Source organism: Mycobacterium uberis (genome assembly GCF_003408705.1).
Lineage (GTDB): Bacteria > Actinomycetota > Actinomycetes > Mycobacteriales > Mycobacteriaceae > Mycobacterium > Mycobacterium uberis.
In genome coordinates this window covers 97,531-121,195 of the sequence record NZ_QAYL01000008.1, presented here as the reverse complement: position 1 = coordinate 121,195, position 23,665 = coordinate 97,531, and the positions used below count along the sequence as shown (strand labels likewise).

Sequence of the window (23,665 nt, the reverse complement as noted above, 5' to 3'; positions counted from 1 at the left end):
AAAGCGGGTGGTGTTGTGAGTTGTTTGTAGAAGGAGCTTGCCGCTATGGCTGGTGTGTCGTGCTTGGCGGTGGGTTTGTGGTTGTTGCGGTACGCGGCTGAGGAGATTGTGGGCCTGTTGGAATCTACATGTAAATGTAGATTGGGATACTGGCCGGGACTAGGTGTCTGGGATGTATCTGTGCGGGGGTTGGGGTAGCGACTCGCAGCACACTGTCTGGCGGGGGGTTGCGCTGGTCTTCATCAAAATGAGGTGAAGGCTAGCGCATGTACCGTAAGGGGCGACGGTCTTGCATCACGACATCACCATGGTCACACTGGCTAGACTCTCCCCAGATAAGAACAGACCAAAACCTCGCTTCAACACCACCAACCAACAACACAAAACAACACATAGGTGGCAGCCATCACTCATATGACGCTGAATATGGATATATTTCCTGCTAGATTTACCACTCACCTTTTCGCGTGGCGACATGCACTGTGGCACCTGAAAGAGAGAACTTATGGAACCGTAGAATCTAGCCGAAATTCACGTTGTTATTGCCAGGCGAGTGGAATCGCTGGTATAATTGCGACCATGCTTTTGGCTGAAGCCGGCGTGTGAGTCACGTTATGCGAAGCGGCATCTGAAACCAGAGGTAAAGCCAAGAGTTTGCGCCCGCAAAGACGGTCACCTGACCGAGCGCAGTTTGCGACTGTATTTGGTTCTATTAAAAGATTCTGCTAACGTTGCTCTCCCACATACCTACCGAGAACAGCATGGCTATGCTAGACAATCTAGTAGGCGTGAGTCTTGGTTCGCGTTTACGGGCACCACGTCATTGGCCGAGCTGTCGTGCCCGTGCCTCATCGAACAGCGGGCGTTCAACAATCACCGCGGAAGGTTGGTAGGGTAGTGGAATTGCTTTAACAACTGGGAGTTGGACCGGATTGCATTACGCAGCACAGTGCTCATTGTCGGTCTCGCCCGCCGAAGGCGGGCGCACTTCGCATAGGTCATCCAATATCTTTATGTTCGTTTGCTTCTGTTGCGGATGCGCAGGGAGCGGCTTGTCGCGGAGCTTGGTGATGTCCCCATGTGCGGACTGTCTGCAACATGAATCGCAAGTTTTCCAGGCGCAGAGATTTTTCCGAATTTTTATGCATTTTCGTTGTGACGAGCCTAAGATGTAGCAGCAGCTTTGATTGCTGAAATTATTGTCGAGGGATTTTTTAATTTTATGAGTTGTCCACCGATCCTAACTGCTATGATACTGTCTTAAGTCATGATGCTGGATGGACCTATGAGCGAACACACGATCGATGCTTGGGCTTGTAACTTACAAAATTTAGGCGTCTAAAAATAAATTTCTATACTCGTATTAGTAATCTAGGGCGCGAGAATAAGTGGATCACCGGACTGATATCGGTCCATGGTAGCAGGTTCGACTGTGATCGTTCCATTATCATTGTGTCCTGTCTGACGCTACAGGATATGGTTAAAGCAGATCATGTTAAACAACATTTTCTACACCTCGCACAATGGCATGAAATTCTACTGGAGTCATCAAATGAGATCCAGTTTTTCTATGCTGTATTCTGACGACGTGATCTTCATCGATGTGTTTCGGAATTTTAACCGCATATTTGGGCAGTGAGTAGTCTTTGGTCTCCGTTTCGTTCGGGAGGCGGGTTTCTGGAGAAACGTTCGCTTGCCGGAGGGCAACTAAGTACATTCTGCTAATGACCTGGAGCGACGTAGATAAGCCCGGTCATTTTGTCCATCGACCGGCAAGCGAATGTACACCAGATGAGATCTTGACCGAGTGACTGGCGCAGTGTGGCCTCGATGATCGGTCGCAGATTCTGGGCTGGGAAAATGATTACGAGCTGAAGCAGGTCCGTGAGGCCGGCCGACCACTAAACGCTGGCGGGCGACCTGCTGCCGCATCTTGCTCTGGTTCCTGTGGGTGGAGATGGGCATGGTCAATCTCACGTCGCTCACTGTACTAATTCCGGGTGCGCACCACCGATCGCCCCTGTATTCGCACAGAAGTGTCTAACTTCTTTCTTGCCGGCGAAGTGACTTACTTACCCGACCTGACTTTGTTTGTTCTCGCCATGGAGAAGGCGGCAAGCTCTGGCTATTCTAGGTGCCCAATGTTGCTACTTCGCACGCCATGTTTGTACTGCAGATGGACTTGCGGGATTCTGCCTCATTCACGGCGCTGCGGTGCGTGGGACCGATGGTGGTGGAATCGCCGCCGTAGGACGTCGCTTACGTGATCGCTAACCAGCCGACGGCTGCGTTGCCACGGCCAGAGTAGTTACCACGAGTTCTCGCTGCCACGCCCGTGCGTGGCCGACACGCAAATACTCCTCTACTGCATTGACCGGGTCGACCGAGCCTCCTTGGAGGATCTCCCAGTCCCAGCACAGTCGTCGCACCAGGTCAGGCGAGACCAGATTTTCTGTCGGTACCCCAACCCGCTGTGACACCGCCGCCAACGCTGCTCTGGCTGCCTTCAGTCGTGCAGCGGCATCCGGTTTACGTTGGGCCCACCGCCTCGGAGGTGGTGGGCTGTTGGACGGCTCGGTCTCGTCCGGCAGATCTTGGCTTTGCCGCGCCGTTTCCAACGCCGCTAACCATATTGCAGCGCTGCGACGCTGGTTGTGGCCGCCAAAAACCGGTAAAGTCATCAGTTCGTCGATCGTTTTGGGGTCGGCGATGGCGGCGTCGATGATAGCGGTATCGGGCAGGATGCGGCGTGGTGCGATATCGCGACGTTGGGCGATGCGGTCGCGCACCGACCACAATTCGCGAATGGCGGCCAGGACTCGCCGGTCACGCACTCGGTGGATGCCTGATGTGCGTCGCCAGTGGTCCCGGCGGGTGAGTGGGGCAGCCTTCCTGGTGTTCTCCCTAGTTTCATAGGTTCGCAGGTAGTCGAATTCCTGGGCTGCCCAATTGGTTTTGCCTTGCTCGGCCAGCACCCCTGCGATTGCCTCGCGCAGTTCGATCAGCAGCTCCACGTCCAGAGCCGCGTAGTTGAGCCAGTCCGAGGGCAGCGGGCGTTTCGACCAATCGGCTACGCCGTGGCCCTTAGCCAACTTAAAGCCCAGTAGCCGCTGAACCATTGTCGCTAGGTTCACCCGGTCAAACCCGGCCAAGCGTCCGGCGAGCTCTGTGTCGTAAAGTGCTGGCGGCCGCATGCCGACTTCGGCTAGACACGGCAGATCCTGATCGGCCGAATGTAGGATCCATTCATCTTTGCTGATCACGTCGGCGACAGGCCGCAGCGCGGTCAGCGGGTCACCGCCGTGGCTGACAGGGTCGATTAGTACAGTGCCGGCGTTGGCTCGTCGAATCTGAATCAGGTAAGCTCTGTTGGAGTAGCGGAAACCCGATGCCCGCTCGGCGTCTATCGCAAACGGACCCTGACCGTGGTCTAGGAGCTCTGCGGCCGCCGCGATGTCGCTGAAGGTGACAGAGAGGTTAGGTATTCCACCGGTTGGGTGGTGCAGCGGGGTGGGGTTGGTTTCGAGGCCGCTTGGGTGATTGTACGCCGGTTCACACATGTTAAGCGCGTGAACGCGAGGCCAGATCAATGACCCCGACCGGCGGTAATCCTGCGGCGTGTTCCAACACCTCGCAGAATGCCTTGACGTGGACGCCGACCTCGGGGGTAGTTGCCGTCCACGACGCCCGCAGCTCTAGCTGATGAGCGCGTGGTGGGCCGGAGATGTCGCCGTAACGTACCGACGTGGTAGCAGTGACGGTTCCACCCAGCGCGGTGACGTGGTCGGTGCGCAATTCTAATGCCTCGACCAGCCAGCTCCACGCCACTTCAGGCAGCAGCGGGTCGATAGCCTCATGCGAGTCCAGGTCAGCCTGGATGTAGGAGACCAGGCGAATAGTACCATCCCAAGCGTCGGAACCGTCGGGATCGTACAAAAGGATCAATCGACCGAACGCGTCGCCCTCGGATTGTTCGGGTACGATAGCCAGTTCGGGATGCTTGACCTCAGCCCCCAGCGCGTAGCTGTATGGTGCGAGCCGCTGCGGCGGTCGGATAGGGCCGAGTTCGATTTCCGGTCGCACGGTGACAGCGCTCATTTCCGCGACTGCTTCGCGGAAAGGAGTCGGTTCGGCTGCGGTCACGAGCGCCACTCCTCCTCATCGCTTCGTCCCCCGCAATATGGGTGGCGTCACCTGCATCATCATCGGCGCGGGTCACAAAACTCGACGGTAGACCCATTGGTCCACACGCTGCGACAGGCGCGCCGTGGCGTGGTGCGGCATTGGCCTCTTCGGGCGTTACCGGGATTTCTTCAGATCCCGATGTTGGCACTAAATCGTGCGGGACGCTTCTTACGGTACGCGGCAAACCCTTCGGCAACGTCGAGTTAGCTGAATCCGATGAATTCTAAGCTGAACGACGCTTCGAAGGCTGGTTCAAACATGCGGTACCAGTGATTCAGGCTGCGTTTGGTCCATCGGATCGAGTTTTGCGCTCCCTATACCAGGTTCTCGGCCACGCGGGTGGCGGCCGGGAATACTTCGTCATCGTTTAAGCAGGCTGAGACCAGAACGATACGTTCGACTTCCTCGCCGGATAGCGTCTCGTAGGCGAGCAGGTAATACTTGACTTGGGCCCTGCTGACCATGTAAGGGTCAGCAAATCGCGGCATGGCCATTGGCTGCTACCCCGAGTTTGGTGTGCCCATCGATTACTTTCGTGGTACGGCCCGTCACCGAGACGTTGGCAAACAGCGTCACCACTAGGACCGCGCCCACGGCTGGGACTCGAATCGCCGAGAACACCGGCATGTCGAAGTTGACCGGTATTGAGCATCAGATCACGTGCCTAGCGCAAAATGCGAACTCGGTCTTCGTAGTCGCCGGTGGTTTCTGCGATCAGGTCGAAGCTGCCACTCGAAGAAAACGCTGTGCCTTAACGACGGGCCAGCCAGTGTATTCGCGACCCTACTGAATTCAGCTCGGGCGCGTCGAGCATCAGGTTCAACACGCCTTCTTGGCTAGTGTTGTCACCGAGTTCGCGCCGAAGGCAAGAAACTCGTGGTCACTGCCTGGCTTCAACATTTCTGGACGTTCCTGGCGGTCGTTGATGTTACGCAGCGACGTCAGATATGCGAGACCAAGCTGTAGGGCCCCGACCGGTCTCATGGCAGCATTGAGATCGATGAGTACCCGTCGCCAGCTTCCCGAATCGCCGTATCTGGCCGTGGTCAGTGGACGCAAACCCTGCCGTATACCAGTGTGGTTCATGCGACAGGCTGGTCGATCGTTGCCCGAATACCGGGCGCTCCGCGAACGGCACAGCATGCTGGCAGCGTGCTTTGAGTCCGAAGTGGCCTGCGAGATCACCCTGCAGCCGTTACGTCGCTACGACGTCGACGCCGCGATTTTGTTCTCAGACATCGTGGTGCCGCTGCGCGCGGCTGGCATCGATTTGGACATCATCCCGGATGTCGGTCCAGTGATCGGAAACCCTGTACGCACCGCCGCTGATGTCGACGCTATGAACCCTCTTGACCCACAAGCGATTCAACCGATTTTCCAGGCTGTTTCGCTGCTGGTCACCGCGCTGGGTGATGTTCCGCTGATCGGTTTCTCCGGCGCGCCATTCACGCTGGCGTCTTACCTGGTCGAAGGCGGTCCTAGTCGTAACCATCTCCGCACTAAGGCCATGATGCTGGCTGAACCTGCCAGCTGGCATGCGCTGATGGATAAGCTGGCCGATCTGGTTCTCGGGTTCTTGCGCGGTCAAATTGATGCCGGGGTCGATGCCATCCAGGTGTTCGATTCGTGGGCGGGCACGTTGTCGCTGTCCGACTACCGTCAGTACGTGTTGCCACACAGCGCCCGGGTCTTTGCCACGCTGGCCGAATATGGGTTGCCGATGACGCACTTCGGGATCGGCACTGCCGAGTTGTTGGGTGTGATGTCAGCAGTTGTCCAGTCAGGACAAAAGCCTGGGAGCCAAACTGTTGTCGGCGTGGATTGGCGAACTTCGCTGACCGATGCAGCTACCCGGGTGGAACCCGGTACTGTGCTGCAGGGCAACCTCGACCCGGTGGTGCTGATAGTGGGTTGGCCGGCTGTCGAACGTGCCGCACGGGCTGTCGTCGACGACGGACGCCGCGCCGTCAGTGCCGGCGCAGCTGGCCACGTTTTCAATCTCGGCCACGGGGTGCTGCCAGAGACTGATCCGGGCGTGCTGGCCGAGCTGGCATCGCTCGTACATTCGCTATGATATCCCCCTCGTATTGCGTTGTGGGTGGCGGAATCTCGGGACTGACGGCAGCATACCGGTTGCGAGCGACCGTGGGCAATGACGCTACTATCACGGTGTTCGATCCCAGCGACCGACTCGGCGGGGTGCTGCGCACCGAGCGGGTAGGCGGACAGCCAATGGACCTCGGAGCCGAGGCGTTCGTATTGCGTCGCCCCGAGATGCCGGCGCTGCTGGCCGAGCTGGGCTTATCAGGGCTCCAACGTGCCTCCACCACCGGCGTCCGGCCATTGATCTACAGCCAGCAACGGTTGTATCCGCTGCCACCGTACACCGTCGCCGGGATTCCGTCCTCGGCAACGTCGGTGGCCGGACTGGTCGATGACGCCACCGTTGCGCGCATCAACGCCGAACCCACTCGCCCGCTGAGTTGGGAACCCGGAAGCGATCCTGTAGTGGCCGAACTGGTGGCTGACCGGTTTGGCGAGCAGGCCGTGGCTCGGTTGGTGGACCCGCTGCTGGGCGGGGTTTACGCTGGCTCGGCAGCGACAATCGGACTGCGCGCGGGCGCCCCTGGTGCGGCAGTTGCCCTCGACCGGGGCGCTGCCAGTTTGACCGACGCGGTTCGACAGGGCTTGGCGCCTTTTGTGGCCGGGCCGGTATTTGGTGCGCTTGACGGTGGTTACCAGGTGTTGATCGATGAACTTGTCCGCCGCAGCAGGCTACAGTGGGTAGTTGCGACCGTGGTCGGGCTCGATCGTGGGAAGCGCGGTTGGACGCTGGTAGACGACACCGGTGCTCGCTGGTCCGTCGACGCGGTTATCTTGGCTGTTCCGGCTCTACAGCTTGTGCGTCTAGTGCAGCAGATTGCCCCGCGGACCGCCGCCGCCGCAAGCCGGATCGTGAGTGCCTCGTCAGCAGTGGTGGCGCTGGCAGTGCCCCGCGACACCGCATTTCCTCAGAACTCCGGTGTCTTGGTGGCTAGTGGCGAGCGGCTGCGCGCCAAGGCAATAACATTATACTCGCGTAAATGGGGATATCAAGGAGACACGCAGCTGGTGCGTCTGTCGTTCGGGAAGTTCGGTGATCAGGTGGCTGCGACTGCTACCGATGATCAGTTGTTGACCTGGGCGGTGGAGGACCTAGCCACTGTGTTTGGTGTGTCTGTCGAGCCAGTCGATGCCCGAGTCCAGCGCTGGATTAACGCAATGCCGCAGTACGGGCCTGGTCATGCGGAGCTGACCGCCGAGGTGCGTGCCGGCTTGCCCCCGACGCTGGTCGTGGCCGGCAGCTATTTGGACGGTATTGGTGTGCCTGCATGTATCGGCGCGGCCGGACGCGCGATCGAGGCCTTAGGTACGGAAGTGGCACGATAGGTTTCATGGCCAAACTCGACTATGACGCCCTGAACTCGATGCTGCGCTACCTTATGTTCTCGGTGTTCGCGGTACGGCCCGGTGTTCTCGGTAATCGGCGCGACGCAGTGATCGACGATGCCCGCATGTTTTTCAAGCAGCAAGAGGAACGCGGCGTCGTGGTGCGCGGTCTCTATGACGTAGCCGGACTGCGCGCTGACGCCGACTTCATGATCTGGACACACGCCGAACGTGTCGAAGCGTTGCAAGCGACCTACACCGATTTCCGGCGTAGCATCGCGCTCGGACAGGCCTGTTCGCCGTTATGGAGCAGTGTGGCGCTGCATCGACCGGCCGAGTTCAATAAGAGCCATATCCCGGCTTTTCTGGCCGGTGAAGAGCCCGGCGCTTATATCTGCGTGTATCCGTTTGTGCGGTCCTACGATTGGTACCTACTACCTGACGAGGAACGTCGCCACATGCTTGCTGAGCACGGTATGGCCGCTCGCGGCTATAAAGATGTTCGGGCTAACACGGTACCGGCGTTTGCACTTGGCGACTACGAATGGATCCTCGCTTTCGAGGCCCCGGAGTTGGACCGCATTGTCGACCTGATACGTGAATTACGTGCTACCGAAGCTCGACGGCATACACGCGCGGAAACACCGTTCTTCACCGGGCCTCGGGTGTCAGTCGAGCAGCTAGTGAATTCGCTACCGTGACGATCTAGTTCGACCAGACCGATCCTATACAGTTCGAGAAGATGTACTGCGATGTCCGGTTATCGCACGGCTTGCCCGCCGCCACGCCGTGGGGCATCGGTGGTCCAGCAACTGATCATGGTGGGCGTGATTAAAGGTGAGGTGCTCGGTCCGGGAACTGACCTCGGTTACCACGCGATCTACTACGCGTCGGCGGGGTACTTGGCTACCGGCGTCGACGGGTCGACAGGCACCGCCGACCACGCTCGGGACAACGCGCGCAAAGCCGAGATGTCGGTAGACTTCAAAGTGGCTGATGCGACAAAATGGATGGCCGATTTGACACCGTAGTCGACTGTCGTCGTCTATCACCTTCAGCATCGAGCTCGAACTGCAGAAGTCCTATGTGCAGGCGCTGCGGTAGGTAACCAAGCTGGGTGTACGTCTATACATGTATACATGCTCGAGTTCGATGCACACGATGTCAAAGGCTTTTTCATGTCGAGGTCATTATCCCAGAACGATTTCCGCCAGGTGCTTTCCGTCGGTGGTTGGGAGATCATCTACCTGGGAACCACGACCTACCAGTTCACCCCAGCGTCAAGGCTTTTGATGATGGCCAAGCGAAACCTGGATATGGTCGGATCAGGTGCGGTTCGTGCTGGACCGGTTTCGGCTCGTGAAACCGTGGCTCACCGACGGCAGGCTAAACACCTGGCTCAGGGAGGTGCACGCCAGCCGGGTGAACTAAATTGCCGAAGCTGTGTTTAGCGTGTGAAAGCACGAGTGCAAACCGTGCCAATTGTAAGCTTGGCGCTAGATGCCGTCCGGTACCAGGTGTAGTGAGATCGAGTTTATGCAGTAGCGCTGATCCGTCGGTGTGAGATAGCCTTCTCCAGAGAATACGTGGCCCAGGTGGCTGTGGCAATTTGTGCACAGCACCTCAGTGCGGGTCATCCCTAGCGAGTTATCGGAGCGCAGGATCACGGCATCCGGGCTGGACGGGCTGAAGAACGACGGCCAGCCGCAGTGTGACTCGAATTTCTCTGTGCTGCGGAACAACTCAGAGCCGCAGGCTCGACACTGGTAGATGCCCTGGGTCTTGGTGTCGGTGTACTCACCGGTGAATGGCCGCTCGGTGCCGCCGCGCCGAAGTATGTTGAACTCCTGTCGTGTGAGTTTTTTACGCCACTCGTCATCAGACAGCTCAAGTTTCGGACGAGTCATGTTTTCATGCTAACGTGTTCCCGTTCTGCCGTCAGCCACGCTGGATCAATGCCGGCATCCAGCCGATCTTCAGCTTTGGCATCCAGATACCGGAAGTAGAGCACAGTGAATACCACGATCAGCAGCAGTGACCAGCCGTAGGTGATCTTCAGGTATTCCAATGCGCGGCCATAGCGCATCCAATTAAACAATAGCCAGCGGTCCAGCGTCAAAAAGCCGTAGATCCCCAGCCACGCTGGCCAATTGCGAATCGGGGAGTTCGGCAGTACCACCGTCATCAGGAACGGGAACAACATCATCGAGTAGTAGCCCTGGGCCAGCGACAATACCAGCCACGACCACAGTAGCAGTACGCCTGCCGAGCAGGTGAACCAGAACAGTGGATCGCGGGTGCAGTAGTAGCGTTTTAGTAGCCACAAGCTGCCGATGGCCAACGCCGTGAACAGGATCCGCAAGAATATGATTAGCCAGGTGGGCAGGCCAAAGTAGACGCCATTGCCCTCGATTGAGCTGTTGAAGTAGTCACGGGTGCCCAGGATATAGGGCACTGTGCGAGTGAAGAAATCCATAGGGTGGCTCACCAACGGCAGCGCGGCAAGGTTGATGACCACGGGTAGCGTGATCGCAGGCACCAGGGCCTGCCACTGACGATTCAGCAGTGGCAGCAACAACAGGGGGCCGAGCAGCGGTTTGAGCACTAGTGCCAACCCGATCGCGGCGCCAGCCCACCACTGATGGCTGATTGTGTCGTCCAGCAGCCACCGCAAGAACAGCACCTCCAGCAGAAGAGTGCAGCCGTTGATGTTGGTGAACACCAGTGTGTTGGTCACGGTCTCGGTGCAGAACATGGCCAGCAGTAGGGCGGGCGCGGCCACTGAGGCCAACGTGTACTTGAACAAACGCAGCATCAGATACCAGGCGATCAGGATGGCCACGGTGTTGATCAGGATGAACAGATAGCGCGATGGTGCGAAGGGCAGATATCCAAACGGCGCCATCAGCAACGTGCCGCCGGGCGGGTACAGGTAGTGCGGGTCGACGTAGTCGAAGTGCTCGTTGTAGATGTCCCAGCCATGCCGAAAGTTCAGCACCGCCCGGTAGACAGGTTTGAAATCGTCGGTTATGTTACCGTTGGTAGTGATTACGATGCTTCGGTGCAGCACCGAAAGAATGGCCGCTGGCCACAGCGCTGACCGCACGATCGTTGCCGTGCTCGGTGTGTGAGTGGGGGGACGGAATGCGGTCAGCAACCATTCACGCAAGCCGGTTCGGGTCAAGTCAGCTGCCGTCACCAGCGCACCGTACACCGAAGCAGCTGTTGCTTTTTAAAGCCCCCTAACAGCTGAAGTATCAGGCGGGACAGTAGGTGTCGGTTGCGGGCAGCTTGCCGCTGGTCAGATAGCCGATTATGGGTGGGATTGCACAGGCCGAGTAGATACTTGCGCCGTGGCCGATGCCCTGCCACATCACCCGTTTGCTGGCGGCGTTGGCATTGATGATAGTGGCCACCGTCGCAGCGATCTCTTCAGAGCCCACGATCGGGTCGTTTTGTACACCCAGTACCATGACGTCGACCTTGAGGTTCTTTGGTGGTTGTGGCGTCGTGCTTGTGGGCCAGTGCACACATTTGATCAAGTTGAGCGCGCCGACCATGCCGAACTCGGGATATAACTTCCCCCACGCCACGATCAGTTGACGAACGCGGTCGGGGGTCGGGCGGTTGAGCGTGTCGCTGCAGTCATTAACGAACTGACCATCTGAATTCTGTGCGGCGTCGGCGTGGTGGATCAAGTTGGTCAACGGGTTGGCGTCGCCGCTGCGGGCGGCCGTGAGTGCGTTGGCCAGGTTCGTGGTAGTGTCTACCCGGTCGCCGGAAGGGAAGCCCAAAGAGACGGTGATGGCGTTGGCCACGGAGGCCACCGATGCACCGCCGGGCCCATTACCGGCGCGGGTGGCGGCCAGCAGTGCGGTTACCGTGCCTTTCGGATCGGGTCCCAACGTGCAGTGCATCGCAACGCATTGAGCGGCGAACGCATCGAGCGCGGCCTGCTGGCCCTTGACTTGTTGCTCGGCGGCTGCTTCGGCGTTGATCCCCAATGCAATCGGGGAGTCGAGGATCAATCTGGCGATTCGGTCGGGGCGCGATGCGGCGTAGGCCAATGCCACCTGGGCACCGTTGCCGATCCCGACAAGCGCGAGCGCGGGTACCTCCCAGAGGTTGCGCAGTCGCTCGATATCGGAGGCGGCATGTGAGTTGTCGTAGGCGGAGGCTCCTGGCGCGATGGCGTCGATGCAGTTGGTGGTGGCGGTGTTTGATACGTAGGAGAGGTTAGCCACGGGGTCGTCACCGGACTCAAACTGCGCCTGGTCGTGCATCTCTTGGCGGTCATAGTGGTCGCGGCAGTCAATTGGGCTCGACCGGCCCATGCCGCGTCGGTCGACAGCGACGATGGGGTGGGTGCGGACCACGTCGGCGCCGGCGCGGGATAGCCAGACCGGTAGTTGGGCCGACGAAGGCAGGTCGGAGCCGGTGGTGAGAACAAGGGGTCCGGCGTCGCGTGGCGTTTGACTGGAGTGGGCTCGGACCGCGCCAATGGTCAAGGTCCCAGAACCACCGTTGACCGGGTCGAGGTCGGAGTCGTAGTCCGCACACTCCAATTTGATGCTGGGTGCTGCCGCGATCCCGGCGTCCCTAAATAGCCGTAACGTGCAATCGTGCCATGGCAAGTCGTTTTTGGGTACAGCGATCGGCGGTGGACCGGCGGCCGGCGGGGTTGCAGTGGCCGCGCTTTGTGGTCGGGAACCGGAGTTAGTGGCAAATTGTGGGTCTGCGGCAAGGCCAGGGACACAGCCTACCAGCAATGTGGTCACAACCACGAAAATCGTGGCAGAAGCGATGTGCCTACGCATGCCCACCACAGTAGCCACTCCCGTTGCTGGGTCAGGCTTTGACGTAGCGAGTATACAGGTAGCCGGCATCGTCTGTTAGAACGTGGGCACAGCGCATGCGAGTTAGCAGTTGCCCCTGGCCTGTCACGATGCGTTGGGCCAGGCCTCCCACCAGCAAGGGCGCGATGGTTAGACACAGCTCATCGAGCATGCTGCGCTGGATAAACGAGCCGAGGAGCATCGGCCCGCCTTCGGTTAGGATCCGGCGCAGACCGCGAACCTGCAGGGTCGTCAATGCGGTAGCCTCGTCCACTTTGCTGGGATCATCACCAGAGCAGTCGAGTACGTCGGCAAGATCAATCAACCGCGAGCGCAGCTCCTTGGCGGCTGCCGTGCAAGTGAGCACCAGCGGTGTTACCTCGGTATGGGTGAACACCGCCATATCCCGATCCAACCGACCCAACTTAGTGATGATCGCCAGTCGGGGGACTTCGCTTTGGCCACGGGCCTGCCGCTGCTGGCGCTGGGCAACCGGCAGGTGCGCGCCAGAATAGCCCTCGATCCGTACGGTGCCCGCACCGACGACGATCACATCAGCGAGTTCGCGCAATATGTTGAACACAAATTGGTCGCCCGGCCCCGCCATGGCACCGGTCTTGTCGTCCGCGGTGGCACCGCCGTCCACACTGGTGATGAAGTTCGCCCGCACCCAGACGCCGTCGCGTTCGGGTGGATAGCCGTAGAGCTGGGGAAGTTCGTCGTCGTAGAGGTAGCGCCCGGAGTCGAGCATTTGCAGCGGCGTCTGGGCGGCTTTGTCTGCGGTGGTGCTGGCTGTTGGGCTGGTTTCAAAGTCGGGCATCTGTTTGATTGCAGCACGCCGCTACAGTGCTTGCATGCACGGGTCCACCTCCGCGAACCTGCCTGACGCGCCTGGCCGGATAGCTCACCTGGTGGATCGGCAGCCGACGGTGTCCCCGGAGCGGTTGATCGCCCAGCTAGCACCGCCGCCAACGTTCGCCGAGGTGAGTTTCGCGACCTATCACCCCGACCCGGCGGAACCGACCCAGGCCGCAGCGGTCGAGGCCTGTCAGGAATTCTGCCGGCAGGCCGTAACACGCCGGGCGGGCCGCAAGAAATTGCTGGGCAAACGGATGGTGCTGCCCGGTGTTGGGTTGTACCTGGACGGTGGGTTCGGTGTGGGCAAGACCCACCTGCTAGCGTCGACTTACTACCAGTTACCCGGTCTTGGGTCAGCTGGGGTGCCGGATGCCGCGGGAAGTTCCAGGGCATTCGTGACATTTGGGGAACTGACTCAGCTGGCTGGGGTGTTCGGCTTCGCCGAATGTATTGATCTGCTGGCCAATTACACGGCGGTGTGCATTGATGAGTTTGAGCTGGACGATCCGGGCAACACTACGCTGATTTCACGGATGCTTTCGGCATTGGTTGAGCGCGGCGTATCGGTGGCCGCCACTTCCAATACATTGCCGGAGAAACTCGGTGAGGGCCGCTTTGCTGCCCAGGATTTTTTGCGCGAAATCAGTTCTTTGGCAAGGATTTTCACTACAATTCGGATCGAGGGGTCGGACTATCGGCACCGCGATCTGCCGCCTGCGCCCCAGCCGTTGTCGGAAGCGCAAGTTGCCGCGTGTGCCGCACGCATCCAGGGGGCCACCGTCGACGACTTCGACGCGTTGTGTGCGCACCTGGCCACCATGCATCCGTCGCGGTATCTGACCTTGCTTGAGGGTGTGACTGCAGTGTTCTTGACCGGCGTGCACGGTATCGATGACCAGAATGTTGCACTACGGCTGGTGTCGTTGACTGATCGGCTGTATTACGCTGGTATTCCGGTGGTGACTTCCGGGGAGAAGCTCGACGGTATCTTCAGCGAGGAGATGCTGGCCGGTGGTTACCGAAAGAAGTATTTGCGGGCTACGTCACGGCTGTTGGCACTGAGCGCCGCTGGGATCGACGAAGGCGGTGGACCATAATTGTTTATGTCGTACTCAACGACGGAAGTCGACTTGAAAAGACCTGGCTTAGGTTCACTCTATGAGGTAAAAGCGCAGTCGATACCCCGAGTCCGTTGTGGCTAGGTATGCGTCCAGCGTCAGAGGTTCCATTGTGCCAGGTGCTGACCCGTCTGCTTGTCTAGCAGTATGACGTTGGACACCGGATGGCGATAGACGTCCCAATACACTGCGCCACGAGCGATGGCGCCGTTGGGCGCATTCACCAGCACGTTGTCCAGCGCGTCGGGTGCATCAGAGGCCCGCGGCTTGTAGGCGTCGGCGAACGGGGTTACCCCGTCGAAGCTGAAACTGGTTGCCATGATGAACGGATTGGGCGCCCGAATCACGTGCACCGTCACGTCGGCGCGCTCAACGGTGCTGCCAGGAAAGCTTTTGATCGGGACGCCGCTCCGTGTGTACCCGAATCCTGGCGGTGGGTCGCACGGCGTCACGCTGTTGACGGTAACGTCTGCGATATAGACCCCGGTGTATACACGTAGGGTGTCACCGATTTGGCCGATTGGCGCGTCGTCGGCCCACGCACGGGGCGTAGCAAAGCCGGCAGCAGTGACTAGGAGGGTGGTAACGACGATTAGCCAGCGGTGCATTTTTCCAATCTTTGTTTTCCCGTTAGGGACCTTCGCATGATTGCACACGAACTAAGCCGAAGGGGAGGGATCGGACGACATCGCGTTCGTCTCGCTGGCGAGTGATTCAAGCGCGGTGATCAAGTCGGCATTGATGCGAGCCTTGTCGACGCCGGATTAGTGCAGCGGTACAGCGTCGTCTTCGAGTTCTACCAGTGACAACAGCAGGTGTTCGGTACCGAGGGTAAGAATTGTGACTAGCAGCAGGCCATGTTTGCCGGTAAGGCCGACGGCCGCGTCGGATCTCGTGAAGTCATAGGCGTTGACGATGGAGTCGATGGACATCCCCGACCATCCCAGGCATTCCGTCATTGGAGATCTACCTGAACTTCGGTTCGTCGCCCAGGAACTCGAAAAAGCTCTTGCTGCAAAACGTCGCAACCATGGAAGTACTCGTTTTGATCGCCTCCGTCTGTAGGCTCCAATGCTCACGGTGTTGTGGTGCACCGACGAACCGTGTCATCGTGCGCATCGCGGTCAGAACGTCTGTGCGCAACGGGTCGGCCATCGGCGTCAACTCGAGTTGCCGTCACCACATTGGGTGAATATGCTGTTGCTAGTAAAAGTTTGCAACAGCCTAGCCAGCGCGTCAGGATTCGCTCTTACCTTGTAAGCTAATTCATTGGCGGGCAGCGGTTTGCCCGCGAGTGCGGCGGCGACACCCAGGTCTGCGACCGCGGTGGTCCTCTACGATATCCACGCGACGAGAATCAGATCTTGCATTGCTTCCGCCGAAGTAGCTATCTGTCGGTCGAATGAAGTCATCTGTGTCCCTTAAGGCCGGTGGCAAGCTGGAACTCAACGGAGTCTTGTACGGATAGCCGCGTTTGGAATCCTTTTCCTGCTTCTGGTTCTGTCCTGCTGCTCAAGCGGTTCCCGATGTTGAACGACATGTTGGCGACTATGTCGCAAAGGAGCTATATGACGATGAAGGTATCGAGTATGACGGCTGCTTGGCGGTGAACACGTTGATGATTGGTGTGGTGGTTAACGGGTTGTGGGAGAAACAAGTCGTCAAGCCCGTCGCCGTCATCGCGCCATAGGCGCTTGATGCCAACGTGAAGGTATTCCCAAGCTCAGTGTGAAGACGACGCCGACACCGAGCCTATTTGGGAACTACCGGCACTATGGTCGTGGGGTCGTCGGATGGTTCCGAAGCTCAAAGGGATCGTGATGTTCACTGAGGGCAAGATGTTTGCAGTCCTTGAGTTCGAGATCCCGCTGAATGATTCGGTGCAGCCGGACTTCGTTCTTGATCTCGGGTAGAAGCAGAACGCGTCCATCAAGAGCGGATTGCCTAGCTGAGCGGTAATAGGAGTGCTGTGGCTAGAAGGATCTTCCAGCAGATCGGCAACGCGGACAACGCTTTCGGCGGATTTGGTCATCTGGATGGTGATTTCGTGAGTTTGCGCTATTCATTCCGGAGTCAGGATAGAGCACAAGTCCGTGACTAGCGATTCCTCGATCGCTAGTTCAAACTAGCCCTAGTCTAAACATTGCGGTATGCAACGATATTCAAGCCATTGCAGGACAGCTTCTCAGATCGGCTGATCGTCGAGCCTAAGCCATAGGATCAACGTTGGAAGATCCGCTTGCATGCCTGCGGTGGTGCCATTGTCGCCATGGTGGACGACCGCACGACAAGCTGGAAAGACGGCTGCTTGATTGACCGCGTGCACAATCTTTACTTGGTCAAATTACGGAATCCGGGTGAAGCCACTGGACCCAGAGCAAATCAACGTCCGTTTAACCAATTGCGTGCAGAAGACACTAATCACGGCGACCGTTGTTGCCGGGTCGGTGAGCTGGACGCCGCTGCTGAAGCCGAAGTAGATCGATGGGGTTCGCGCGGGGATCCAATGACAAGACTTCGCCATCGGCTTTCGTTGGAGTCGACAGCGTCAGGGTACTGACGAAGGGCCGACGCCCAGTCTGTTCTCCCTATTGGACTGCCTAGCTCTGGAAAGCAAAGCTCGTCGTAGGCTTGGACCTTGAGCGGCGTTGGGGGTGCGGCCGCCTCCGGCAGGCCTAGCGCGTGGCGTGGGGTGTCTTTAGCTTCTTTTGTTACTTGCTCGATCCAGCCACCCATGTGTGTATCAGTCGCCGGGAAGAAGTCCAGTGCAAAGTGCGAAATGTTTTAGTATTCCGCAGCATTGATGGACAAGCCTTGTTCGTCCTTTGATCGTCAATAGCAGGTCTACCTCCCTTGATCAACTTGGTCAGCGTTGTGCTCCAGTGCGCCGAGGCTTAGGTGACATGCTTGACAATCTCACCCATCGTGGTGATCGGATTCCGAATCATGCTTAAGGCATCGTCGGGTAGCGTCTGCGGGTATGGCTCGGAAGAGACCGCGGCACGCCCCGCCAACTCCACGAAGTCAAGCCATTTAGATATCGTGACCTTTGCGTAGTAGCTCTACATTCGACGGTGGCGAACGGCTCAACATTGCCGCGACTATTATTGCCCTAGCTCGCCAACACAAATTTTCATTAGCGGAATATGACTCGCGGTGATTCCTCCCATGCAGGCAGCGGTCGTGTCGACACTGCTGAAATACGAGTCGTTTCCGTTTATCTCTAACTATTGTATCTGTCCTTATTTCGTTCCCACACAAGGATTTTTACCATGTCTGGGGTCTTAGCCTGGCAAGGTTGTTTAAGGGATTGTCGCAGTTGCGGGTGTGGTGCAGGTCGGTATGACGTTACCGGTGGTGTGAGCTTAGTCTGCGTTTATCTGGCCATTTTCTGCCTCTTTGATGAGTTCGAGTTGGAGGTGACAGCTCAGTGCATGGATTCCGATCGTGCGGTATTGGCCTGTAACGTCACCGCCAAGGACCGCTGGTGTTGCTGCTGTGGAGCGCAAGACGCTGTGTGTGACACTGCGCCCGGCAACTTGCCTATGAGCCGTTTGGGTAGCGGCCCATCATCTTGGCGGTCTCTGTCCGTCGCTATCGGTGTGCCAGCTGCGCTCATGTGTGGTGTCAAGACACATGTAAGGCCGCCGAACCGCTGGACGGGTTGTCCCGCTGAAGGTTGCGCCGGGTACTAGGTCGGCGCGGCTGCTCTATATCATCGAAGGATACCCCAAACAGGCCTTCCAACAGTGGTTGGCTTGCCGGCCACAAAAGTCGAGCTATGGTGCGGAAGTTGTTGCCAGGGAAGGATTTAGCTGGTTCAAAACTGCTATTGCTGAAGAGCTACCCGAGTTGGTGGCGGTGATGGACTCGTTCCATGTGGTCAGTTTGGCCGGCAACGCCTTCGATGAGTGCCGACGTCGCGTGTAGCTGGACATCTGCGGGCATCGGGGCCGCAAGATTGATTCGCTCTACGTCTCGCGGCAGACTCTACATACTGGAGCCGATCTGCTTACCGACAAGTAAGCGAGTCAGTTTCACGCTCTGTTCACCAGCAATGCCCATGTTGAGGTCGAGGTCGTCTGGTCGATCTCTTAGCGAACCGTCGCTGTCTACCACGAACCCAACCAAGCGCAAGGCCGCACAATGATATTGGCGCTGATCAACACGCTCAGCAATAGCGTCCTAAACGCTCTGCAGGAAGAGATCACCCTCGAGTTGACCTGGATAGAAACGAGTAGCCGATATCCTGGCCTGTTTCGATCATCCTGGCACCTACAACGGCCCTACCGAAGCGATCAACGGCCACCTCGAATACCTACACCGCTCCGCCCTCGGCTTGCGCAATCTCACTCACTACATCGCGCCCGATCACTACTGAAAACCGGCGGATTCAGACCTCAACGCCACCCTCAATCATGAAGAACCAGATTCAGAGCAACAGTCGTCAATCCGAGTTCCCTAGAGTTGATCGCTTGTGTTGTCCACGTCCGTGTTTCAAGTTCGAGCGCTATGAAAATTTTCTACCGACGTCATCTAGTTCGGCGAAATATATTCTCCCAAATCCACGTCTCACCGCGTACGTACAGATCTACGCCTAACACAACCAATCGACAAAACTGTACGCTTACTCGGACAACCGAAACTCAACCACCGCCGTAACGGAGTCGATAGCGCTCGTTGAGTGCGTCACAACATTGAGCCGCGGACGACACCACAAACACAGTATAGCGGTCAGGCGAACCCATCGACAGTCCAAACACCAAAGCGTACAACCAATGACCGGCGTCACCAACGTCGCGGTGGGAAAGATCCAGTAGCGCCCCGCGGCTTGACAGTACCGCGCCGCGAGCGGTGGCGACCCGTTCAAATAACGTCGTCGCCAGGTCTTCGATGTTACTGATCTGCACATCGGTGGTTAGGTTGCCCGGCTCATCGGGTCAGGTTCGCACGATTGCTCGCGGGTAGGAATCAACGGGCAACCAGTCGCATACCTAGACTTACTCACCCGTCCGGCACCGCATTCTGTACAGGCCCGCACTAAGATCGGTGCATTCCACAATTTTAACCAGAAAGCCGACATCACAGCGTGTTTTGCCGACGCCGACCTAACGACCATGAAAGATCAGCACCACACAGAACTAGGGATCATCGCTGCGCATGCAACCGGTAACCAACGCGATGTAGCGGGGATCGAAAATACGCAGCAGTAGATCTTCGCTTGACAGCAGCGCCGACTTGAGTGTCACCATCGCCAGCTCGATGGCTTCAGGATCCATCATGACCTGAACTTAAATGTTCAGCTCGCCAACCAACACATCGATGACTGCACGGAGATCGCCTCGATGTTCTTCGGCGACCTGATGCTGTCGCTGATATGAGGCACCTTCGCGGCATATGTCGGACACCGCACCCAGCTCCTCGGCGCAATACAGCGACTTGGCCACCTGCTCTAGCCGGGTCAGAACATCAGCAAGATCTTCAGTCACCAGCCTCTCGTTACTATCAAGCGTTCATGATCCCAACGTCTAACCCATAGCGGACAACACACCACTTGTTTTCCTGGACATGCCGGGGCCGTGGTCGACAGTGCTTCGCCGGCATCTAGCCGACAGTCCATGTCGACAACCAGGCAATGCGTCGACGCAACCAGTGCATCCCAGCTCACGCAGGCTGGAAACACCGTCGAAGATTCACTCTTCCAGAGTGCCTAAATACAGGTAATCTCTTATATCACAAAGAATTTCGTCGACATGGTCGATAATTCCGGTATTCTTCTGGTCGTAGACCAAAGCCTTCGAACTCCGCCCACTTCTGAAAGTAAAACGGCAGCCCAGTGGTGGGCAGCTGCTGAAACATCATCGCCCGATCACTGGCATACCCGATGTCCCCGGCGCTCCACCAAGGTGAGGACACCGACAGACAACGCCAGCAAGTGCAGATCGTAGTTAAGCAGTGCCGTCATGATTGACATGACTTTATTGGCCGACGAGATACCAGCCGTGTACGTGAACCCTCAGATCAGCATCTGCTCGCTCCACCACTGAGTACGCTCGATTAGTTTCAGCATAGCGCGGCGTATCGGTGAGCTTCTGAGTGGATCACTGGGCTAAAGGGTGGCCCACAAAAGTCCGCGGCTATAGGATCGTCACCCAAGACACATTCACAGATACTGCCGACAACTTCGACGGCGTTGCCCAGCAATCCCTTGTGCACGCGTGGGTTTCGCCAATCTCGACGATGACCGCCGTGGCTTCGTTGCTTAAGTACCGGATCTGCGCGGCGACGAGCGCGAACTTCCACTCCACGACAATGGTCGACCGTGGTGAACGGACGAATCCGGCATAGGCGTGCGCCCTGCTGACTGGTGAGCTAACCGGCGCCAATGACACCACACGCTACCCGTTTACCGGCATCACCGGTACTCATCGTCGTCGCGTCGGGACCCGGTGTGCCGTTAACCTGACTGTAGCGCTCAGGCGGAATGTTGCCGAAGTTGTCGGCACCGGCGTGAATGATGATGGCAGTCTTCTGGTCGGCTAGTAGATCATTTATGGTGAACGCATCCGTAGTGGTTACCAGCGCCCCAGTACCGTCTTTACGCACCTGAAGTGAGGTGAGGTGGCCACTGGCAGGTTCGACGGTATGTCCGGCCACCTGAAAATGGCCGCCGGCGGATAAAAAGTCACCGGATGCACCACCGGTTGGTGCGACCGAGTTAGGCTCACACTTTCCCACTTTGTGGATGTGCACTCCGTGGAAGCCGGGCACCAGCTGACCTGTACCGGTCGTCACGATCGTGATCGTGACGAAACGGTTGTTGAACTCAAACTTCGCCGTTGCAACCTGGGTACCATCGGGCGCATTCAGATGAGTGGTCATGCTCTGCATCCCCACCGACTCGGATTCGGCACCCAACACTCCTGACGGCGCGAACAAGCCGGTCCAAACCGGCGGAGTAGTACCGTTCGAAGTGGTTGGGTCTTGATTCGGGCTACACGCGCTCAGCAGCGCAACGCAAGTCACCGCAAACAACAAGGACAATGCTGGCCTGGCGACGGCAGAGACATTGCGGTTACCGGCAAGTTTAGGCATAGCGAGAGCCTAGCTTGACGTTCCCGAAATTTGGCAGCGGGCTGCAAGGGCCCTGAAGTTAGAGCTTCAGCCCGTTACCAGGACGATGACGCCCGGCGGCTGGTTGGTGATTGCAGCGATGCGCGGCTCGACGGGCGTTCCTAATTTCTGACCCACTGCGTCCGCGGTGGCACGTTCTCCTTCGGCGTCCGAGTAGTACACCGTGGTAGCCGAGACATCAGACACCACCAGGTTGCCGACCTCAGTGACTTTAAAACCAGCGGTGGCGAGCTGGTCACGGGTGCGTGCAGCTATGCCTTCTTTCGAAGAGATGTTGTATACACGGACTTCAGCCTGGTTCGTCGCGGGTTTGTTACTTATCGAAGTAGACGCCGTGATGGTGACAGTACTGGTCATACTCGACATCGGCGACGTCGAGTAATCGTCAGAATTTCCAGATGAACCCAGGGCCTGCCACCCGAGTAACAAGAATATAACGCCGAGGAACAGCAGCACCATCACCATGGCTCGCAGGGGAAGCCCCGAAGAGTCGGGGATGCGCCTATTCATCAAGCCCACTTTATCCAGAAATGGGCCAGAGCCTACAAAACCACAGGGTGGTCAGGTTACTTCGAAACCTAGGCGACGCGCCGCACGCGCTTTCTGACGGCTAGCGCGCAATCGCCGCAGTCGCTTCACCAGCATCGGATCAGCAGCCAACGCCTCCGGGCGATCGACCAGAGCATTGAGCAACCGATAGTAGCGCGTCGCCGACATAGAGAACAACTCTTTGATGGCTTCTTCTTTGACACCAGCAAACTTCCACCACTGACGTTCAAACGCCAGGATGTCATGTTCACGACGAGTAAGCCCATCAGCGATCCCAGCATCGTCCTCCGCTTGATGTGCCCACGGCATGGCGCCGTCCATATCGATTTCCCTGGACCCTTCCCGCGGATTCTCAAATTGCTCGATTACTTGACTTACATCAAGGCACGCCTCGTGCGCATATTGAACCATGCCGGCAAGCATCAGCCACGTAACCCAGAACCGCGAGTCGGCCCACTTGCCTCAAGTGCGTTAACCAATCGTCCCCTCGCCGCTGCACGGCTGGGAAGTACCTCCACCTCAGGCTGTTCCGCCCCGCTTGGTCGGCGGGCTTAAGCTAGCCGACCATGACAATCGTACCCATTCGCATTGTGGGCGATCCGGTGCTACACACGTCGACGGCACCGGTGCAGGTCGCCGCCGACGGTTCGCTGCCAGCTGAGTTGAACGGATTGATCTCCACTATGTATGACACGATGGACGCCGCCCACGGGGTCGGCCTAGCTGCTAACCAGATCGGGTACGGACTGCGGGTATTCGTCTACGATTGCGCCGAAGATCGGGGACAGACCGCCCGCCGTCGCGGTGTAGTCATCAACCCGATCTTGGAAACCTCCGAGATACCCGAAACAATGCCCGACCCGGATACCGACGACGAAGGTTGCTTATCGGTTCCCGGCGAGTCATTCCCTACCGGGCGTGCGCAGTGGGCACGTGTCACTGGCCTGGGCGCCGATGGCAGTCCGGTCGCTATCGAAGGCACTGACCTGTTCGCACGGATGCTGCAGCACGAAACCGGACACCTAGATGGCTTGCTGTATCTAGACTGCCTCATTGGCCGACACGCCCGCAGTGCGAAACGGGCCATCAAGTCACACCACTGGGGTGTTCCCGGACTGTCGTGGATGCCAGGCGAGGCGCGCGATCCGTTCGGTCACTAATGGTCTGGTGACCGGATCTCAGAACCCTGGTCACGGTGCGGTACCAGCTTCCTGCCGGTTTGATCCCACCGCTGACCGGCACCGTAGGACCACTTAGAGGTCGATCCGATGGTACCGGTGCGGACCAAGACAGGCACAGGCATCGAACAGACTTGGCTCGACAGCTGGCTGCTACGGGGTCAGGCATGGAGCCGTACTCGATGCCAAATCGACAGTGCCACCGAGTATTTCTGTTCACACAGCTGCCATTCCAGCAATTCTCGGTTAGTACCTCCGCTGCAGCCTGACACCACTACAGCTATCCTTGACTGCTTGCACCAATGCCACCCTGACCAACCAACACACCGAGCGGGTCGTCGTGCAGAACGGGTCCATCCGCACAGTGCACCGGGCCATA

At 58.2% G+C, this 23,665-nt stretch carries 24 protein-coding genes and 5 pseudogenes; 9 read left to right on the top strand and 20 right to left on the bottom strand.

Going from position 1 to position 23,665, the window contains the following annotated elements; translation table 11 throughout:
- Positions 1 to 2,270 precede the first annotated feature (2,270 nt).
- Together MUBE_RS07155 and MUBE_RS07150 are read right to left on the bottom strand one after the other, a co-directional pair.
- Positions 2,271 to 3,560, bottom strand: a complete 1,290-nt coding sequence (locus MUBE_RS07155) for a ribonuclease D (RefSeq protein ID WP_116540005.1) — start codon at positions 3,558 to 3,560, stop codon at positions 2,271 to 2,273.
- Between the two features lies 1 nt (position 3,561).
- Positions 3,562 to 4,169 (bottom strand): annotated as a pseudogene (locus MUBE_RS07150) (DUF3000 domain-containing protein); the annotation flags it as partial.
- A gap of 15 nt (positions 4,170 to 4,184) precedes the next feature.
- Here MUBE_RS07150 and MUBE_RS15705 point away from each other — a divergent pair.
- Positions 4,185 to 4,412, top strand: coding sequence for a hypothetical protein (locus MUBE_RS15705; RefSeq protein ID WP_165849742.1), 228 nt, complete (start codon positions 4,185 to 4,187; stop codon positions 4,410 to 4,412).
- On the opposite strand, the pseudogene MUBE_RS07145 reads toward MUBE_RS15705, so the two are convergent.
- Positions 4,314 to 5,011: pseudogene (locus MUBE_RS07145) on the bottom strand (enoyl-CoA hydratase-related protein). The gene MUBE_RS15705 and the pseudogene MUBE_RS07145 overlap by 99 nt on opposite strands.
- Positions 5,005 to 5,271, bottom strand: a complete 267-nt coding sequence (locus tag MUBE_RS15700) for a hypothetical protein (protein ID WP_165849741.1) — start codon at positions 5,269 to 5,271, stop codon at positions 5,005 to 5,007. The pseudogene MUBE_RS07145 and the gene MUBE_RS15700 overlap by 7 nt, the downstream one beginning before the upstream one ends.
- On the opposite strand from MUBE_RS15700, the gene hemE reads away from it, so the two are divergent.
- The 4 genes and pseudogenes from hemE to MUBE_RS07125 all read left to right on the top strand — a co-directional run bounded on the left by hemE (position 5,186) and on the right by MUBE_RS07125 (position 9,045).
- A complete protein-coding gene (gene hemE / locus MUBE_RS07140) occupies positions 5,186 to 6,259 on the top strand; it encodes a uroporphyrinogen decarboxylase (RefSeq protein WP_116540003.1) in 1,074 nt (357 codons plus the stop codon). The genes MUBE_RS15700 and hemE overlap by 86 nt on opposite strands.
- On the top strand, positions 6,256 to 7,614 hold the full coding sequence (locus tag MUBE_RS07135; RefSeq protein WP_116540002.1) for a protoporphyrinogen oxidase: 1,359 nt from the start codon (positions 6,256 to 6,258) through the stop codon (positions 7,612 to 7,614). Before hemE ends, MUBE_RS07135 begins: the two co-directional genes overlap by 4 nt.
- A 5-nt stretch (positions 7,615 to 7,619) precedes the next feature.
- The gene (gene hemQ / locus MUBE_RS07130) at positions 7,620 to 8,315 is read left to right on the top strand and encodes a hydrogen peroxide-dependent heme synthase (RefSeq protein ID WP_116540001.1); all 696 of its coding nucleotides are present in this window, start codon (positions 7,620 to 7,622) and stop codon (positions 8,313 to 8,315) included.
- 41 nt (positions 8,316 to 8,356) lie between these two features.
- Positions 8,357 to 9,045 (top strand): annotated as a pseudogene (locus tag MUBE_RS07125) (class I SAM-dependent methyltransferase).
- A 65-nt stretch (positions 9,046 to 9,110) separates the two neighbouring features.
- Here MUBE_RS07125 and msrB read toward each other — a convergent pair.
- The 4 genes from msrB to MUBE_RS07105 are packed head-to-tail and all read right to left on the bottom strand — an operon-like array spanning position 9,111 to position 13,269.
- Entirely contained in the window at positions 9,111 to 9,521 is a 411-nt protein-coding gene (msrB, locus tag MUBE_RS07120; protein ID WP_116540000.1) for a peptide-methionine (R)-S-oxide reductase MsrB, read from the bottom strand.
- Positions 9,518 to 10,828 (bottom strand): arabinofuranan 3-O-arabinosyltransferase, encoded by a 1,311-nt coding sequence (aftC, locus tag MUBE_RS07115; protein WP_116539999.1) that lies wholly within the window; start codon positions 10,826 to 10,828, stop codon positions 9,518 to 9,520. Before aftC ends, msrB begins: the two co-directional genes overlap by 4 nt.
- 43 nt (positions 10,829 to 10,871) lie before the next feature.
- A complete protein-coding gene (locus tag MUBE_RS07110; protein WP_165849754.1) occupies positions 10,872 to 12,431 on the bottom strand; it encodes an alpha/beta hydrolase in 1,560 nt (519 codons plus the stop codon).
- Positions 12,432 to 12,462: 31 nt separating this feature from the next.
- Positions 12,463 to 13,269, bottom strand: a complete 807-nt coding sequence (locus MUBE_RS07105; protein ID WP_116540021.1) for a pyrimidine reductase family protein — start codon at positions 13,267 to 13,269, stop codon at positions 12,463 to 12,465.
- On the opposite strand from MUBE_RS07105, the gene zapE reads away from it, so the two are divergent.
- Entirely contained in the window at positions 13,268 to 14,404 is a 1,137-nt protein-coding gene (gene zapE / locus MUBE_RS07100) for a cell division protein ZapE (RefSeq protein WP_116540020.1), read from the top strand. The two genes, MUBE_RS07105 and zapE, sit on opposite strands and share 2 nt — an antisense overlap.
- Before the next feature lie 119 nt (positions 14,405 to 14,523).
- On the opposite strand, the gene MUBE_RS07095 is transcribed toward zapE, so the two are convergent.
- The 4 genes from MUBE_RS07095 to MUBE_RS20130 all read right to left on the bottom strand — a co-directional run bounded on the left by MUBE_RS07095 (position 14,524) and on the right by MUBE_RS20130 (position 15,738).
- Positions 14,524 to 15,033, bottom strand: a complete 510-nt coding sequence (locus MUBE_RS07095) for a hypothetical protein (protein WP_116539997.1) — start codon at positions 15,031 to 15,033, stop codon at positions 14,524 to 14,526.
- A gap of 156 nt (positions 15,034 to 15,189) precedes the next feature.
- Positions 15,190 to 15,384, bottom strand: a complete 195-nt coding sequence (locus tag MUBE_RS15150) for a hypothetical protein (RefSeq protein WP_133297073.1) — start codon at positions 15,382 to 15,384, stop codon at positions 15,190 to 15,192.
- A 7-nt stretch (positions 15,385 to 15,391) separates the two neighbouring features.
- The gene (locus tag MUBE_RS07090; protein WP_116539996.1) at positions 15,392 to 15,580 is read right to left on the bottom strand and encodes a hypothetical protein; all 189 of its coding nucleotides are present in this window, start codon (positions 15,578 to 15,580) and stop codon (positions 15,392 to 15,394) included.
- Between the two features lie 5 nt (positions 15,581 to 15,585).
- Positions 15,586 to 15,738, bottom strand: coding sequence for a hypothetical protein (locus MUBE_RS20130; RefSeq protein ID WP_424399057.1), 153 nt, complete (start codon positions 15,736 to 15,738; stop codon positions 15,586 to 15,588).
- Between the two features lie 161 nt (positions 15,739 to 15,899).
- Here MUBE_RS20130 and MUBE_RS07085 point away from each other — a divergent pair, with 161 nt between their 5' ends.
- Positions 15,900 to 16,115: a hypothetical protein gene (locus tag MUBE_RS07085; RefSeq protein ID WP_116539995.1), complete on the top strand. Its 216-nt coding sequence runs from the start codon at positions 15,900 to 15,902 to the stop codon at positions 16,113 to 16,115.
- A gap of 731 nt (positions 16,116 to 16,846) precedes the next feature.
- Here the strand turns inward: MUBE_RS07085 and MUBE_RS15145 are convergent.
- Together MUBE_RS15145 and MUBE_RS18950 are read right to left on the bottom strand one after the other, a co-directional pair.
- Positions 16,847 to 17,161, bottom strand: a complete 315-nt coding sequence (locus MUBE_RS15145) for a hypothetical protein (RefSeq protein WP_133297072.1) — start codon at positions 17,159 to 17,161, stop codon at positions 16,847 to 16,849.
- Between the two features lie 158 nt (positions 17,162 to 17,319).
- The gene (locus tag MUBE_RS18950; RefSeq protein ID WP_279386686.1) at positions 17,320 to 17,445 is read right to left on the bottom strand and encodes a hypothetical protein; all 126 of its coding nucleotides are present in this window, start codon (positions 17,443 to 17,445) and stop codon (positions 17,320 to 17,322) included.
- Positions 17,446 to 17,784: 339 nt separating this feature from the next.
- On the opposite strand from MUBE_RS18950, the pseudogene MUBE_RS07075 reads away from it, so the two are divergent.
- Positions 17,785 to 18,847 (top strand): annotated as a pseudogene (locus MUBE_RS07075) (transposase).
- Positions 18,848 to 19,071: 224 nt separating this feature from the next.
- Here MUBE_RS07075 and MUBE_RS20125 read toward each other — a convergent pair.
- The 6 genes and pseudogenes from MUBE_RS20125 to MUBE_RS07050 form a co-directional block, all read right to left on the bottom strand.
- Positions 19,072 to 19,335, bottom strand: a complete 264-nt coding sequence (locus MUBE_RS20125) for a hypothetical protein (protein ID WP_424399055.1) — start codon at positions 19,333 to 19,335, stop codon at positions 19,072 to 19,074.
- 231 nt (positions 19,336 to 19,566) lie between these two features.
- Positions 19,567 to 19,707 (bottom strand): hypothetical protein, encoded by a 141-nt coding sequence (locus MUBE_RS20120; protein ID WP_424399054.1) that lies wholly within the window; start codon positions 19,705 to 19,707, stop codon positions 19,567 to 19,569.
- A gap of 9 nt (positions 19,708 to 19,716) precedes the next feature.
- A pseudogene (locus MUBE_RS07065) lies at positions 19,717 to 20,817 on the bottom strand (YbdK family carboxylate-amine ligase).
- On the bottom strand, positions 20,798 to 21,520 hold the full coding sequence (sodC, locus tag MUBE_RS07060; RefSeq protein WP_116539993.1) for a superoxide dismutase[Cu-Zn]: 723 nt from the start codon (positions 21,518 to 21,520) through the stop codon (positions 20,798 to 20,800). The pseudogene MUBE_RS07065 and the gene sodC overlap by 20 nt, the downstream one beginning before the upstream one ends.
- 66 nt (positions 21,521 to 21,586) lie before the next feature.
- Positions 21,587 to 22,069: a LytR C-terminal domain-containing protein gene (locus tag MUBE_RS07055; protein WP_116540019.1), complete on the bottom strand. Its 483-nt coding sequence runs from the start codon at positions 22,067 to 22,069 to the stop codon at positions 21,587 to 21,589.
- 51 nt (positions 22,070 to 22,120) lie between these two features.
- Complete coding sequence (locus tag MUBE_RS07050; RefSeq protein WP_116540018.1) at positions 22,121 to 22,429, bottom strand: nucleoid-associated protein NapA; 309 nt, start codon at positions 22,427 to 22,429, stop codon at positions 22,121 to 22,123.
- 245 nt (positions 22,430 to 22,674) lie between these two features.
- On the opposite strand from MUBE_RS07050, the gene MUBE_RS07045 reads away from it, so the two are divergent.
- Positions 22,675 to 23,268 carry a peptide deformylase gene (locus MUBE_RS07045; RefSeq protein WP_116539992.1) on the top strand — a complete coding sequence of 198 codons (594 nt, stop codon included), beginning with the start codon at positions 22,675 to 22,677 and terminating at the stop codon, positions 23,266 to 23,268.
- The last annotated feature ends 397 nt before the right edge of the window (positions 23,269 to 23,665 follow it).